We start from the raw sequence: 14750 nt of genomic DNA, 5'->3' as shown, positions 1-14750 counted from the left end.
GGCGGGGCGGGCCCGACGGCCCGACCCGCCCCGGGGGCGCCATCTAGCCGACCTGCAACGTCACGTCGTCGATGACGAAGCTGGTCTGCAGGGAGGCGTCCTCGACACCGGTCCACTTCAGCGTCACCGTCTGCCCCGCGTACGCGGCGAGGTTGAAGGTGCGCTGGGTGTAGCCGGTGGCCTTGTTCAGGTTCGAGTACGTCGCCAGCGTGGTGCTGCCGACCTGCACGGTCAGCTTGTCGTACGCGATGGACGAGGTGGTCTCGGCGGTGTCGATGTGCAGCCAGAAGGCGAGGGTGTAGCTGGCGCACCCGGCCGGCAGGGTCACCGACTGCGACAGGGTGTCGGTGTGCGAGCTGCCGTACCCGTCCAGCCACGCCTTGTACGACCCGGTCCGGGCCGCCTGGCTCGAATCGTTCGTGATCACACCCGAGGTGGCGGTCCACGGCGTGGTGCCCGACTCGAAGCTGCTGTTGCCGATGAGCTGGCCGCCGGCGCAGCCGCCGGTGCCGGTCACGGTGAGGCTGTAGCTGGCGCTGTGGGTGACCGCGCCGGTGCCGGTGACCGTGATGGTGTACGTGCCGGTGGCGGCCGTCGAGGAGGCGCTGACCGTCATGGTGGCCGAGCCGCCGGAGGTCACCGAGGACGGGCTGAAGCTCACCGTCACCCCGCTCGGGGCACCCGACGCGGACAGGCTCACCGTCTGGGCGCTGCCGCTGGTGGTGGCGGTGCTGACGGTGGCGGTGGTGGCGGCGCCCTGGGCGACGCTGCCGGAGGTCGGGCTCACCGAGACGGAGAAGTCGTTGGTCGGCGTGCCGCCGACCGCGAGCTGCCAGATCGTGTACGCCACCCCGTCGGCGCTGCGGTTGAGGATGGTGGCGTTGATGTTGCTGGTGGTGTCGCAGGCCCGGTGGTAGCAGGAGTCGTACGCCGCCCCGGCGGTGCCGCCCCACTTGCTGGCCTGCGCGGAGGTCTTGGTGTAGCTGGCGCCCGCCGCGTACCCGGAGGTCTGGATGCCGGCGTTGGCGAACGAGTAGTCGTCACTGCGGCCCTGGCCCTCGGTGTTCTCCTCCGGCTGGAGGTTGAACGAGTCCCAGTACGCCTTCAGCGGCGCGGCGGTGGCGGAGGTGATCCGGTTGATGAAGTAGCCGCCGTTGGGCGAGGCCACCATGTCGAAGTTGTAGTACGCCTTGATGTAGCTCTTCTGGGTGGCGCTGAGCTGGTTGACGTAGAACTTCGAGCCCTGCAGTCCCTGCTCCTCGCCGTTCCACCAGGCGAACCGGACCCGCTTGGTCATCGTCGGGTTCTGGCTCGCCAGCACCAGGGCGTTCTCCAGCAGGGTGGCCGAGCCGGAGCCGTTGTCGTTGATGCCCGGGCCGGCGGAGACGCTGTCGAGGTGGGCGCCGAACATGATGACCTGGTCGGCGGGGCCCTGCGGCCACTCGGCGATCAGGTTGTTGCCCGGGTAGGTGCAGGTGGTGCAGGTCTGCTCGGTGACCGTGTAGCCGGCGGCCTGGAGCTTGCCCTTCACGTACGCCACGGAGGCGGTGTAGCCGGCCGAGCCGGCCCGCCGGTTGCCGCCGTTGTTGGTGGCGATGGTGTTGAACTGGGTGAGGTGGGCCTGGACGTTGGTCACCGAGATGTCCGGTGCCGCGGCGGCGGCGAGCGCGGGGGCCGCGACCACCGGGGCGGGGGCGGCGGACGCGGAGGTGCCGGCCAGGGTCGCCGTCATCGCGGCGAAGAGCGCGAGCGCGAGGCCCGCGGTCGGGGTGCTACGTCTCATGGGGACTCCTCGTGGGGGTCGGCGGGGTGGACGGGCGGGGTGGGCGCGACCCGTGGGCTCCGGTGGAAGCCTCGGCGTCGACGGACCGGTGATCGGAACAGTTACATGTATCGATATAAGAGTCAACCGGCTGTCACACATCCCGCACGAACACCCCTCCCCCACCTCCCCCTGGGCGCCCCGGACTCCCCGCGCCCGGTGACCAAGGAGTTCGCGTCAGAAAAACGCCTCGCGGCGACGCAAACTCCTTGATCACCTCGGCCGGAGCTGGGGGGTGGGGGTCAGCCCTTGCGGAGGACTGCGAGGAACATGGCGTCGGTGCCGTGGCGGTGGGGCCAGAGCTGCACTGTCGGGCCGTCGCCGAGGCCGGGCATGCCGGCGGGCAGCAGCGTCCGGGCGTCGACGAAGTCCACCGGGAAGCCGCAGCGGCGGGACGCCTCGGTCACCGTCACGTGCGTCTCCACCGTGTGCGGCGAGCAGGTGACGTACGCGACCAGGCCGCCCGGGCGCGCCGCGCGCAACGCCGCGGTGAGCAGTTCCCGTTGCAACCGGGTCAGCGGCGGCAGGTCGGCCGGCTGGCGGCGCCAGCGGGACTCCGGCCGGCGGCGCAGCGAGCCCAGCCCGGTGCACGGGGCGTCGACCAGCACCCGGTCGAAGTGCCCCTCCGGCAGCTTCGGGTCGGCGCCGACGGTGCGCCCGTCGGTGTTCAGCACGTTCACCGGCAGGCCCCGGGTGGCCTGGGCGACCAGCCGGGCCCGGTGCTCGGCCACCTCGACCGCGGTGAGCCGGGCGCCGCGCTGCGCGGCGAGCGCGCCGAGCAGGCCCGCCTTGCCGCCCGGCCCGGCGCACAGGTCCAGCCACCGGCCGTCCGGCCCGTCCAGCGGCGCGACCGCGAGGGCGTTCGCCACCAGCTGGGAACCCTCGTCCTGGACGTGGGCGCGTCCCTCGGCCACCGCCGGCAGCTCGCCCGGCGCGCCGCCGGACAGGTAGACCGCGTACGGCGAGAAGGCGCCGGGCGCGCCGCCCACCTCGTCGGCCAGCTCCACCGGGTCGGCCAGCCCCGGCCGGGCGCACAGGTGCACCGGCGGGCGCTCGTTGTCCTCGATGAGCAGCCGGGCGGTCTCCCCCAGGTCGCCGCCGAGCGCCTCGGCGAACGCCCGCACGATCCACTGCGGATGGCTGTACGCCAGCGCCAGGTGGCCGATCGGGTCGGTCTCGGCCGACGGGGCCAGCTTGTCCACCCAGCCGTCGGCGTCCCGGGTGGCCACCTCGCGCAGCACGGCGTTGGCGAAGCCGGTGGCGCCCGGGCCTACGGCGCGGACCAGGTCCACGGTCGAGGAGACCGCCGCGTGCGCCGGCACCCGGGTGTGCAGCAGCTGGTACGCCCCGAGCCGCAGCGCGTCCCGTACCGGCGGGTCGATCCGCTGCACGTCCCGGCCGGCCGCGTCGGTGATGATCGCGTCCAGGGTGCCGGTGTGGCGCAGCGTGCCGTAGGTCAGCTCGGTGGCGAAGGCGGCGTCCCGGCCGATCAGCCCCTCCTCGCGCAGCATCGTCGGCAGCACCAGGTTGGCGTACGCGTCGTCCCGGTGCACCGCGGCGATCGCCTGGTACGCCACGTGCCGGGGCAGGTCGACGGCGGGTCGTGGCGGCCGGCGGCCACCGCCGAAGCGCCCCTCGCGGCCCCCGTCGGCCCGGCGGCCGGGGCGTTCACCGCGCTGCCCGTCCGTCGGGCGACCGCCCTCGCGGGACCGGTCACGGCCGGCGAACCGGCCGCCGTCGCCGGACCGCCCGCCACCGGCGTACCGCTGGCTCCGCTCGCCCCCGGCGGGCCGCTCGCCGCGGTCGCCGGAGGGGCGGCCGGCGGACCCGCCGCGCGGGCCGTCGGCGGAGGAGCCCTCACCCCGGGGCTCGGACGGCCCCGTCACGCGAGCACCTCGCCGGCGGCGACCCGGGCGCCGCGCGCCCAGTCGCTCGCCGACATGGCCTTCTTGCCGGCCGCCCGCACCTCGCCGAGCTGCACCGGCACGGTCGCCGTGCCGGCGAGGACGCGGGACTTCTCCACCAGCAGCTCGCCCGGCTTCAGCTCCGGGCCGTTGGCCACCGGGGTGACCGGGCCGAGCTTCACCCGGTCGCCGCGGAAGATGGTCCACGGGCCGGGGGCCGGCGTGCAGGCGCGGATCCGCCGGTCGACCGCGAACGCCGGGTCGGCCCAGCGGACCCGGGCGTCCTCGACGGTCAGCTTCGGCGCGAGGGACACCCCGTCGACGGGCTGCGGCTCGGCCCGGGCGGTGCCGGCCGCCAGCGCGTCGAGCACGGCCACCAGCAGGCCGGCGCCGGAGTGGGCCAGCCGCTCCAGCAGGTCGCCGGAGGTGTCGGTGGGGCGGATCTCGTCGGTCACCGTGCCGTACACCGGGCCGGTGTCCAGCCCTTCCTCCAGCTGGAAGACGCTGGCGCCGGTGAGCTCGTCGCCGTGCAGCACGGCGTGCTGCACGGGCGCCGCGCCGCGCCACGCGGGCAGCAGCGAGAAGTGCAGGTTGATCCAGCCGTGCCGGGGGATCTCCAGCGCAACCGGCGGCACCAGCGCCCCGTACGCGACCACGGGCACGCAGTCCGGGGCCAGCTGGCGGAGCCGGTCCAGGAACTCCGGCTCGCGGGGCTTCGCCGGGGTGAGCACCTCGACGCCGTGCGCGTCGGCCCAGGCGCCGACCGGCGAGCGGACCAGGCCCCGGCCGCGGCCGGCGGGCGCGTCGGGTCGGGTGACCACGGCCAGCAGCTCGTGGCCGGACGCGGCGATGGCGTCCAGGGCGGGGACGGCGACGGCCGGCGTACCGGCGAAGACCAGGCGCATCCGGGTCACCGCCCCAGGCCGAACGGGTTGCCGGCGGCGTGCGGGCTGACCTTGACCGTGGGCGGGGCGGCCGGGTCGTACCACTCGGCCTGGCGGATCGCCTTCATGGCCGCCTTGCGGCCGGCCGGGTCGAGCCGGTCCACGAAGAGCACGCCGTCGAGGTGGTCGGTCTCGTGCTGGACGCACCGGGCCATCAGGCCGGTGCCGACGATCTGCAGCGGGTCCCCGTAGCCGTTGAAGCCCTTGGCGATGACGTTCTGCCGGCGCTTGGTGTCGAAGTAGAGCCCGGGGATGGAGAGGCACCCCTCCGGACCGTCCTGCTCCTCCTCGTCCGGGAACTCCAGCACCGGGTTGACCAGGTGCCCGAGGACGTCGTCGACGTCGAAGGTGAACACGCGCAGGCCCACCCCGAGCTGCGGCGCGGCCAGGCCGGCCCCGCTCTGCTCGCGCATCGTGTCGGTCAGGTCGGCGATCAGCTTGCGCAGCTCGGCGTCGAAGTCGACGACCGGATCGGCCGGCGTGCGCAGCACCGGATCCCCGAACAGACGGATGGGCTGGACGGTCACGCGGGGTGGCTCCTTCAACTGGGACGAGTGGTGCCGTACCAGTCTACGGAGTCGCCCCCGCCGTCCCGGCCGGCGTACCGCGATCGGCGGCCGGCGGCGCCTCGTCACCGACGGTGAGCGGCAGGGTGGCGTACCCGCGCAGGGTCAGCCGGACCCGCCGCTCGGGCGTCCCGGCCAGGGCCAGCGCGGGCAGCCGGCGCAGCAGCAGCGGGAAGGCCACCTGCGCCTCCAGCCGGGCCAGCGCGGCGCCCAGGCAGTAGTGCGGGCCGGCGCCGAACGAGAGCGGGTGGACCTGCGGGCGCCACGGGTCGAAGCGGCCCGGCTCCGGGTAGCGGCGGGGATCCCGGTTCGCGGCGCCGAGCAGCACGAGCGTCCAGCTCCCGGCGGGCAGGTCGAGGTCGCCGTGCCGGCTCGGGGCGGTGCTCATCCGGGAGGTCAGCTGCACCGGGGAGTCGTAGCGCAGCAGCTCCTCCACGTACCCGGAGGCGAACTCCGGGTGGTCGCGCAGGGTCGCCGCCGCGCGGGGGTGGTCCAGCAGCACCACCAGGCCGTTGCCGAGCAGGTTGGTGGTGGTCTCGAAGCCGGCCACCAGCAGCACGATCAGGTTGGCCAGCAGCTCGTCGCCGGAGAGCCGGCCGCCATCGGCGTCGTGCGCCTGCACCAGCGCGGTGGTCAGGTCGTCGGCCGGGGCCCGGCGGCGGGCGGCGACCAGCTCGGTGAAGTAGTCGCGCAGCTCGCTGGCGCCCCGGTCGGCCACCGCCAGCTCCTCCGGGGTGATCTCCGGCTCCAGGATGCCGGTGAGGTCGGTCGCCCAGCGCCGGAAGAGCGGCCGGTCGGCCGCCGGGACCCCGAGCAGCGCGCAGATCACCCCACCGGCAGCGGGTACGCGAACTCGGCCTGGAAGTCGACGGGCGTGCCGTCCCGGCCCCGGGCAAGCATCCCGTCGATCAGCTCGTCGGCCTGGGCGACGACCACGTCCCGCATGGCGGCGATCCGGCGCGGGGTGAACGCGCCGGCCGCCAGCCGCCGCATCCGGCTGTGGTCGGGCGGGTTGGTGCGCAGCATCGACCGGGAGATGGACAGGGCGGCCGGGCTCTCCCGCCAGCCGGGCAGGAACTCGTCCCGCAGCGCGTCGTCCATCACCCCGAACCGGGCGTCGCGGAGGATCGCGTCGGCCTCGGCGTACCCGGTGACCAGGTAGAAGACCGGCCCGGCCTGGACCACCGGCCCGTGCGCGCGCAGCTGCTCGTAGGTCGGGTACGGGTCGACCCGTCCCGCGGGGGACATCAGCAGCGCGAGGGCGTCGGCAGGGTCCACGGTCGGCCTCCCCAGGGGTCGGAGACCTTCATCATGCTCCGGTACGCCCGGTCCGGCGATCCCGCGCGCCGCCCGGAGGCCGGCTCAGGCGCCGGTGCCCGGCTCCCCGGCCAGCACCGCGTCCCCGCCGAGCAGGGCGTGCTCGGGCAGCGGGAGCTGGAGGCCGTGCGCGGCCTCCCAGTCGTGGATCAGGCTGGGGCGGACCTGGGCGGCGAAGTAGTCGACCGCGCTCATCCCGCCGACCACCGGCTCCTCCACCTCGGCGACCAGCCGGGCCGGCACCAGCGGGAACCCGCTCTGCAGGGCGGCGCTGAGCCGGCGGTGCCCGTCGACCAGGAAGAAGTACTCGCCGGTGTAGCCGATGGTCAGCGGCGCCAGGGCCTCGTCGCCGGCCCCGGCCACGTCGCCGACGAACTCCGAGTCCCAGAGCCCGCGCAGGGCGGCGACGTCCTCGGTCGGGTAGACCCGGGCCGGGTCGAGCAGCAGCAGCGGCTGCCCGTCGCGCAGCACGTCCGCGCCGAGCCGGCCCTCGTACACGTCGATGACGTGCTGGATCACCTGCTCCGGGGTGGCCCGGGTGGTGTCACAGATCAGGTCGTAGTTGCGCAGCCGGGCCTTGTCGACGCCGTACCGCACGATGAACCGACCGCGCTCGCTCTCACTGCGCTCCCGGAGCTTGGCCTTCGCCTCCTCGATCGAGGTGTAGCTCTCGGCCGGGCCGGACGGCCGGGCGAGCACCCGGCGGGCCGCCTCGGTCGGCTCGGTGATCATGTGCACCTTGAGCGCGTCGGTGAAGAAGTGCCAGGCCAGCCGGGAGTCCATCACCAGGCGCTCGCCGGAGGCGGCGATGTCCCGCTGGAGCTGGTCGACGTAGCCGTCGACGGCCTGGTCCAGCTCGGCGTGCAGGTTCAGCTGGAGGGCGGTCATCTGCCGCTCCTCGGCCATCTGCCGGTAGAGGTCGCCGACGCTGACCCGGCGCATGTTCAGCCGCTTGGCGATCTCGACGGAGACGGTGCTCTTGCCGCTGCCGAGGTCACCGTTGAAGACGATCGACTGACGAACGGTCACGACTGGTCCACCCCTGCTCACCGGCTGATTGACATCATCGATTTGGCCTCGGCTCCCCGCGCTGCCGCCTGTGCGCGCGACCCTCCGACAAGTCCAGCTCGGCGCGTCTGACGCCGCGCCGCGACCTGGAGCCGTCGTTCACCCGGGCATGACGGGAAAGGTTATCACGGGCTGTTTCCCGATTTGCCGCACGAGGTGTGCGACAAACCCCTGGTCACGACCGTCGGCGACCAGCCGGGCCGGCACGCACGCCACGCCGGGGCCGGCTCAGAACAGGGCGAGCGGATCGACCTGGAGCCGGACCGGGTCGGCGGCCTTACGGGCGCTGCGCTGCCCGGCGGCGACGTGCAGCGCCTGCGCCAGGGCGGCGGCCCGGGCCCGGGGCACCCGGACCAGCATCCGCTCCCGCCCCTCGTCGGCGGGCACCGGGCCGAGCACCTCGGCGCCGTCGGGCAGCCGGGCCCCGGCGAGCAGGTCGGCCACCGCCTCCGCCGGTCCGGTGACGCTGGCCATCCGCACCGCCGGCGGGAAGCCCAGCTCGCGCCGCTCGGCCAGTTCCCGGGCGGCGAACCAGGGCGCGTCCCAGCGCAGCAGCGCCTGCACCGGGGCGAGGCCGCCGTCGGCCACCACCACGACCCGGCCGCCCGCCGGGCCGGGCCGGGCCAGCGCGGCGGCGGCCAGCCAGCGGCGCAGCGCCTCCTCCCCCGCCCGCAGGTCGGCCCGGGTGAGCAGCGCCCACGAGTCGAGCAGCAGCACGGCCCCGTACCCGCCCTCGGCGACCGGCTCGGCGCCCGGGGTGGCGACCACCAGGCCCGCGCCACCGGGCACCGTGCCGAGCACCTCCTCGCGGCCGGAGGTGCGCACCGGCACGCCGGGAAAGGCCCGGCCCAGCTCCTCGGCGGTCCGCCGGGCCCCGGTGACCGCGGCCCGCAGCCGGCGGCCTCCGCACTCCGGGCAGGCGTACGCGGCGACGCCCCGGCCGCACCAGCGGCAGGCCGGCGCGCCGTCGGCCGCCGGCAGGGCGAGCGGCCCCGCGCAGTGCGGGCAGCGGGCCGGGGTACGGCAGTCGGCGCAGGACACCGAGGGCAGGTAGCCACGGCGGGGCACCTGGACCAGCACCGGCAGGTCGGCGCGGAGCGCGTCCCGGGCGGTGGTCCAGGCCAGGCTGGGCAGCCGGGCGGAGGCGGCGCCGGGGTCGCGGGCCAGCTGCGGGTCGTCCCCGGTCGGGGCGATCGCCGGCACCCGGGCCCGCAGGGTCGTCCGGTCGGCGACCACCTCCCGGGCCCAGCCGGTCTCCACCAGCAGCTGCGCCTCGGCGGTCCGGGCGTACCCGCCGACCAGGGCGGCCGCCCCGCCGAGCTGGGCCCGGGTGAGCAGCACCTCACGCGCGTGCGGGTACGGCGCCCGGGGCTCGGCGTGCAGGTCGTCGCCGTCGTCCCAGATCGCCACGAGGCCGAGCCGGTCGACCGGGGCGAACATGGCCGCCCGGGTGCCGACGACCACCGGCACGTCGCCGCGCAGCGCGGCGAGGAAGGCCCGGTAGCGGCGGGCCGGGCCCAGCGCGGCGGAGAGGCAGACGTGCCGGCCCGGCCCGAGGGCGTCGGTGAGCGCGGCGTCGAGGCGGTCCAGGTCCCGGGCGTCGGCCACCACGAGCAGGGCGCCCCGGCCGCCGGCCACGGTGGCGGCGACGGCGTCGGCGTACCGGGCCGCCCAGTCCTCGCCGGGCAGCGCGGACCAGACCGCGCGGGGTGCCCGCCCGTCGGTGAGCGCGCGCAGGAGGGCCGGCCCGGCCGGGTAGTCCCGCCAGCCGCGCGGGTCGACCGGCCCACCGGCGACGGCGGCCGACGCGGCTCCGGACGAGGCACCGCCGGCGGCCGGGCGGGCGCCCTCCGCCGGGTCCGGGCCGTCGGCCGTTCCGGTGCCCTCCGCCGGGGCCGCGCCGTCGGCCGTTCCGGTGCCCTCCGCCGGGGCCGCGCCGTCGGCCGCCGGGGCGGCGGTGAGTTCCTTCTCCACCCGGGCGTGCCGGGGCGGGACGGCGAGCCGGAGCACGTCGGCGAGGTTGCCGGCGTACCGGTCGGCGACCGCGCGGGCCAGCCGGACCACCTCCGGGGCCAGCACCGGGACCGGGGAGACCACCTTCTCCAGGTACGCCAGCCGGGGATGGTCGGACCGCTCGGCCCGCGCCAGCAGCCAGCCGTCGACGAGCTGGCCGGCGAAGCGCACCTTCACCCGTACGCCGGGCTGCGCCGCGTCGTCGAGCTCGGCGGGGACCAGGTAGTCGAACGGCCGGTCGAGGTGGGCCAGGGGCAGGTCCACGCAGACACGAGCGACCGGCGACCCCGGGGCGGGTCGCCGGTCGCTGTGCCTGGTGCCGGTCAGGCTCCCGCGGCCGACTTGAGGTCGGCGGCCCGGTCGGTGCTCTCCCAGGTCAGATCCGGCAGCTCGCGGCCGAAGTGGCCGTACGCGGCGGTCTGCTGGTAGATCGGGCGGAGCAGGTTGAGGTCCCGGATGATCGCGGCCGGGCGCAGGTCGAAGACCTCGGCGACGGCCTTCTCGATCGAGGCGACCGGCACGGTCTCGGTGCCGAAGGTCTCGATGAACAGGCTCACCGGGTGCGCCTTGCCGATCGCGTACGCGACCTGCGCCTCGCAGCGCTCGGCGAGGCCGGCGGCGACCACGTTCTTGGCGACCCAGCGCATCGCGTACGCGGCGGAGCGGTCCACCTTGGACGGGTCCTTGCCGGAGAAGGCGCCGCCGCCGTGGCGGGCGTAGCCGCCGTAGGTGTCGACGATGATCTTCCGGCCGGTGAGGCCGGCGTCGCCCATCGGGCCGCCGATCTCGAACCGCCCGGTCGGGTTGACCAGCAGCCGGTAGCCCTCGGTCTCCAGGCCGAGGCCCTCCAGCTCGGGCGTGATGACGTGCTCGCGGATGTCCGGCGTGAGCAGCGATTCGAGCGAGATGTCCGCGGCGTGCTGGCTGGAGACCACGACCGTGTCGAGGCGGACCGGGCGCAGGCCGTCGTACTCGATGGTCACCTGGGTCTTGCCGTCCGGCCGCAGGTACGGCACGGTGCCGTCCTTGCGCACCGCGGCCAGGCGCCGGGCCAGCCGGTGGGCGAGCGCGATCGGCAGCGGCATCAGCTCGGGCGTCTCCGAGCAGGCGAAGCCGAACATCATGCCCTGGTCGCCGGCGCCCTGCGCGTCCAGCGCGCTCTCCGAGCCGCCGGTACGCAGCTCGAACGCGTTGTCCACGCCCTGCGCGATGTCCGGGGACTGGGCGCCGATGGAGACGCTGACGCCGCAGGAGGAGCCGTCGAAGCCCTTCTTCGACGAGTCGTACCCGATCTCCAGGATCGTCTCGCGGACGATGGTCGGGATGTCGACGTACGCCTTGGTGGTGACCTCGCCGGCGACGTGCACCTGCCCGGTGGTGATCAGGGTCTCGACCGCGACCCGGCTGTGCGGGTCCTTGGCGAGCAGCGCGTCGAGAATGCCGTCACTGATCTGGTCGGCGATCTTGTCCGGGTGGCCTTCCGTGACCGATTCGGACGTGAAGAGACGTGTCACGGCACTCCTAAGCATGTGAAAACTTTTGAAAGGTCACTCGGCGGCAGTTTAGTCACCGTGATCCAGGGTGACCCCGGGAACGGCCACGTGACCAGTCGTCAGGACGGCTCGGTCAGGCGGGCCACGACGAGGTCCCAGACGGCGTCGGCCAGGTCCTCCTTGGGCTGCTCGGGCAGCCGGTGCACGGACCCGTCCGCCCCGATCACGGTGGCGGCGTTGGTCTCGGCGCCGAAGACCTTGTCCACGCCCACCTCGTTGATCACGATCAGGTCCGCCCGCTTGCGGGCGAGCTTGGCCCGCCCGTTCGCCTCGGCGTCCCCGGTCTCGGCGGCGAAGACCACCAGCACCTGCTCCGGCCGGCGACATCGGCCCAGCTCGGCGGCGATGTCGGGGTTGGTGACCAGCTCGATGGTGGGCGCGCTGCCGTCGTCCGCCTTCTTGATCTTCCCCGGCGCGTAGGTGGCCGGGCGGAAGTCGGCGGGGGCGGCGGCCATCACCACGGCGTCCGCGTCCGCGGCCGCCGCCAGGGTCGCCTTGCGCAGCTCCTCGGTGGTGCCGACCCGGACCAGGTCCACCCCGGCCGGGTCGGCGAGCGCGACGTTGGCCGTGATCAGGGTGACCCGGGCGCCCCGGGCGACCGCGGCGCGGGCGAACGCGTACCCCTGCTTGCCGGAGGAGCGGTTGCCCAGGAACCGGACCGGGTCGAGCGGCTCGCGGGTGCCGCCGGCGGTGACCACCACGTGGCGGCCGGCCAGGTCGGCCGGGGCGGCGACGCCCCGGGCGAGGGCGCGGCGGGCGACCGCGAAGATCTCCGCCGGCTCCGGCAGCCGGCCCTTGCCGGTGTCGGCGCCGGTGAGCCGCCCGACGGCCGGCTCGATCACCCGGACCCCCCGCGCGCGCAGCGTGGCCACGTTGGCCACGGTGGCCGGGTGCTCCCACATCTCGGTGTGCATCGCCGGGGCGAGCACGACCGGGCAGCGGGCGGTCAGCAGGGTGTTGGTGAGCAGGTCGTCGGCGAGGCCGTGGGCGGCCTTGGCGAGCAGGTCGGCGGTCGCCGGGGCCACCACCACGAGGTCGGCGTGCTGGCCGAGCCGGACGTGCGGCACCTCGTGCACGTCGGACCAGACGTCGTCGGCGACCGGCTGGCCGGAGAGCGCCGCCCAGGTCGGCGCCCCGACGAAGCGGAGCGCCGACGCGGTCGGCACGACCCGGACCCGGTGGCCCGACTCGGTGAAGAGCCGGAGCAGCTCACACGCCTTGTAGGCGGCGATGCCGCCGCCGACCCCGAGGACGATCTCGGCGGTCATCGGCGCGGGTGGGACTTACGGCTGGTCGGTCGGCTCGGCGGTGAGCAGACCGGCGTTGATCTCGCGCATCGCGATGGAGAGCGGCTTCTCCTGGGGAGTGGTCTCCACGAGCGGGCCCACGTACTCCAGCAGGCCCTCGCCGAGCTGGCTGTAGTAGGCGTTGACCTGGCGCGCGCGCTTCGCGGCGAAGATCACCAGCGCGTACTTCGAGGTCGTCTTCTCGAGGAGCTCGTCGATCGGCGGGTTGGTGATGCCCTCGGGGTTGGTGGCGATGGATCCCACGAATAAACCTCTGCGTTGTGTGCACCGCCCGGAAGCGGTGGCTCTCAACCGCTCGGGCGCGGTTGGGCCGGAGCCAGGAAGGAAGAACCGAGCAAGCCTACCAGCTCGTCGGCCGCCCGCTCGGTCCGGTCGTGCCGCACGGCGTGTGCGAAGGCGGCCGCGACCGCCGGGTCCGGCCGGTACGCCGGCGGGGCGAGGAGCACCAGCTGCGCGTCCGGCACGGCGGCCCGGACGGCGAGCGCGCCGGGCAGGTCGAGCGGGAGCAGCACGGGCCGCCCCTCGGCGAGCCGGGACCGGACGCCCGCGCGCGGCACCCCGCGCCGGTACGGCCCGACCCGGCTCCACTCCAGCAGCTCGTCGGCCGCGACCATCCGGTCGAACTCGGCCGGGTCGAGGAAGAGCCGGTCCACCCCGGGCACCTCGCCCGGGCAGCGGGACCGGGTGGTGGCGGCCACGGGCCGCCACACCGACGGAAAGCGCGCCCGGACCAGCTCGACGACACTCTCCCGGCCGTCCCCCGAAGGTCCGGCCAGGACAGTGAGCCGAGCCGCCGGGCGCGCCTCGTCATCCGTGCTCACCGCTTGTTTCTACACGCCTGGGGCGCTCAGTTGGCGGCGAACTCTCCAAGCAGAGCCTTGCGCTGCTGCTCGCCCAGGCCGCGCAGGCGGCGGCTGTCGGCGATCTTGAGCTTCTCCATGATCTGGGTGGCCCGGATCTTGCCGATGCCCGGCATCGCCTGCAGCACGGCCGACACCTTCAGCTTGCCGACGACGTCGTCGGACTCGGCCTGCTCAAGGACGGTGGCGAGGCTGGTCTTGCCCTGCTTGAGGTCCTCCTTCAGCTTGGCACGGGCCTTGCGGATCTCCGCGGCCTTCTCCAGCGCGGCAGCGCGCTGCTCGGGGGTCAGTGACGGGAGCGGCACCAGTTCTCCTCAGGTCCCTCATGCGACGGGCGGGACGCGCCGTCGCTGCTGTGAAACGTGGTGACGCTGGCAACCAAAGGGGTCCGTGGTTCCCAGCGCGGGGAAAACTAGCGGTCAACGGAGTTTTCGGCAACGTGGACGCGCGAAGATCAACGTAAAGTGACCGAGCCGTCAGTCAGTCACGCGCCGGCCAGGGCGGCCCGGCAGTCGGCCAGCGCCCGCTCGGCGGCGGCCCGCAGGGCGGCCACGTCGGGACCGGCGTTCAGCACCTCCCGGGAGTACGACGGCAGCACCGAGCCGAGGCTGGACCCGAAGACGGTGCGCAGGTCGGCCGCCGTGGCGCCCTGCGCGCCCAGCCCTGGAGCGAGCAGCGGACCGTGCACGCCGGAGAGGTCGTGACCGGTGTCACCGATCGTCGCGCCGACCACCAGACCGAAGCTGCCGAGCGGCTCCGCACCCCGGTTGAGCTGGGAAATCTCGTCGATGACGGTCTGCGCGACGGTCCGCCCGTCGGCCGCCACGGCCCGCTGCACCGCGGCGCCCTCGGGGTTGGAGGTGAGCGCCAGGACGAAGACACCGCCCCCGTTCGCGGCGGCCAGCTCGAACATCGGCGCGAGCGAACCTACTCCCAGGTAGGGACTCGCCGTGACCGCGTCGACATACAGCGTGCTGGATGGATCGAGGTACGCCGAGGCGTACGCGCTGACCGTCGAGCCGATGTCACCCCGCTTGACGTCGAGGAGAACGAGCGCGCCAGAATCTCGCAACTGTCGGATAGTTGACTCAAGAATTCCTACGCCCCTCGACCCGAAGCGCTCGAAGAAGGCCGACTGGGGCTTGACCACCGCGACCCGGTCACCGAGCGCGTCCACCACCGTCCGGCTGAACCGGTCGAGGCCCGCGACGTCGTCGGACAGGCCCCAGCGGGCCAGCAGGCCGGGATGCGGGTCGATGCCCACGCAGAGCGGTCCCCGCTCGGTCACGGCCCGGTGCAGACGGGCGCCGAAGCTCTCCATCGCGACTCTCCCTCTCCTGGGCGCGGCCTCGCGCCGCGCCGGTGTGCGACGGGTACGCCGTCGCCCGTTGTCGTC

Annotated in this window: 12 protein-coding genes and 1 pseudogene; all 13 read right to left on the bottom strand. The window is 74.7% G+C overall.

The annotated features are described in order from the left end of the window. Positions 1-43: 43 nt before the first annotated feature. The gene (locus tag ACGFI9_RS28595) at positions 44-1783 is read right to left on the bottom strand and encodes a M28 family peptidase (protein WP_393182730.1); all 1740 of its coding nucleotides are present in this window, start codon (positions 1781-1783) and stop codon (positions 44-46) included. A gap of 281 nt (positions 1784-2064) precedes the next feature. Further along, on the bottom strand, positions 2065-3708 hold the full coding sequence (locus ACGFI9_RS28590) for an RsmB/NOP family class I SAM-dependent RNA methyltransferase (protein WP_393182728.1): 1644 nt from the start codon (positions 3706-3708) through the stop codon (positions 2065-2067). Next, the gene (gene fmt / locus ACGFI9_RS28585; RefSeq protein ID WP_393182828.1) at positions 3705-4631 is read right to left on the bottom strand and encodes a methionyl-tRNA formyltransferase; all 927 of its coding nucleotides are present in this window, start codon (positions 4629-4631) and stop codon (positions 3705-3707) included. The genes ACGFI9_RS28590 and fmt overlap by 4 nt, the downstream gene beginning before the upstream one ends. Before the next feature lie 5 nt (positions 4632-4636). Continuing rightward, a complete protein-coding gene (def, locus tag ACGFI9_RS28580; protein ID WP_393182727.1) occupies positions 4637-5197 on the bottom strand; it encodes a peptide deformylase in 561 nt (186 codons plus the stop codon). Positions 5198-5240: 43 nt separating this feature from the next. Beyond that, positions 5241-6484, bottom strand: a pseudogene (locus tag ACGFI9_RS28575) (cytochrome P450). 114 nt (positions 6485-6598) lie between these two features. After that, positions 6599-7582: an AAA family ATPase gene (locus tag ACGFI9_RS28570; RefSeq protein WP_393182725.1), complete on the bottom strand. Its 984-nt coding sequence runs from the start codon at positions 7580-7582 to the stop codon at positions 6599-6601. 267 nt (positions 7583-7849) lie between these two features. After that, the gene (locus ACGFI9_RS28565; RefSeq protein WP_393182723.1) at positions 7850-9898 is read right to left on the bottom strand and encodes a primosomal protein N'; all 2049 of its coding nucleotides are present in this window, start codon (positions 9896-9898) and stop codon (positions 7850-7852) included. Between the two features lie 59 nt (positions 9899-9957). After that, the gene (gene metK, locus ACGFI9_RS28560) at positions 9958-11163 is read right to left on the bottom strand and encodes a methionine adenosyltransferase (RefSeq protein ID WP_393182721.1); all 1206 of its coding nucleotides are present in this window, start codon (positions 11161-11163) and stop codon (positions 9958-9960) included. An 83-nt stretch (positions 11164-11246) separates the two neighbouring features. Then, entirely contained in the window at positions 11247-12455 is a 1209-nt protein-coding gene (gene coaBC / locus ACGFI9_RS28555; protein WP_393182719.1) for a bifunctional phosphopantothenoylcysteine decarboxylase/phosphopantothenate--cysteine ligase CoaBC, read from the bottom strand. A gap of 15 nt (positions 12456-12470) precedes the next feature. After that, positions 12471-12737: a DNA-directed RNA polymerase subunit omega gene (rpoZ, locus tag ACGFI9_RS28550; protein WP_013285517.1), complete on the bottom strand. Its 267-nt coding sequence runs from the start codon at positions 12735-12737 to the stop codon at positions 12471-12473. Positions 12738-12781: 44 nt separating this feature from the next. Beyond that, a complete protein-coding gene (locus ACGFI9_RS28545; protein WP_393182717.1) occupies positions 12782-13315 on the bottom strand; it encodes a guanylate kinase in 534 nt (177 codons plus the stop codon). Between the two features lie 26 nt (positions 13316-13341). Then, positions 13342-13659 (bottom strand): integration host factor, actinobacterial type, encoded by a 318-nt coding sequence (gene mihF / locus ACGFI9_RS28540; protein WP_046564635.1) that lies wholly within the window; start codon positions 13657-13659, stop codon positions 13342-13344. A 179-nt stretch (positions 13660-13838) separates the two neighbouring features. Further along, complete coding sequence (gene pyrF, locus ACGFI9_RS28535) at positions 13839-14675, bottom strand: orotidine-5'-phosphate decarboxylase (protein ID WP_393182715.1); 837 nt, start codon at positions 14673-14675, stop codon at positions 13839-13841. Positions 14676-14750: the final 75 nt, after the last annotated feature.

It is taken from the genome of Micromonospora sp. NPDC048930 (assembly GCF_043197935.1).
Classification (GTDB): Bacteria; Actinomycetota; Actinomycetes; order Mycobacteriales; family Micromonosporaceae; genus Micromonospora.
This window is presented reverse-complemented; position numbering and strand designations above follow the sequence as displayed.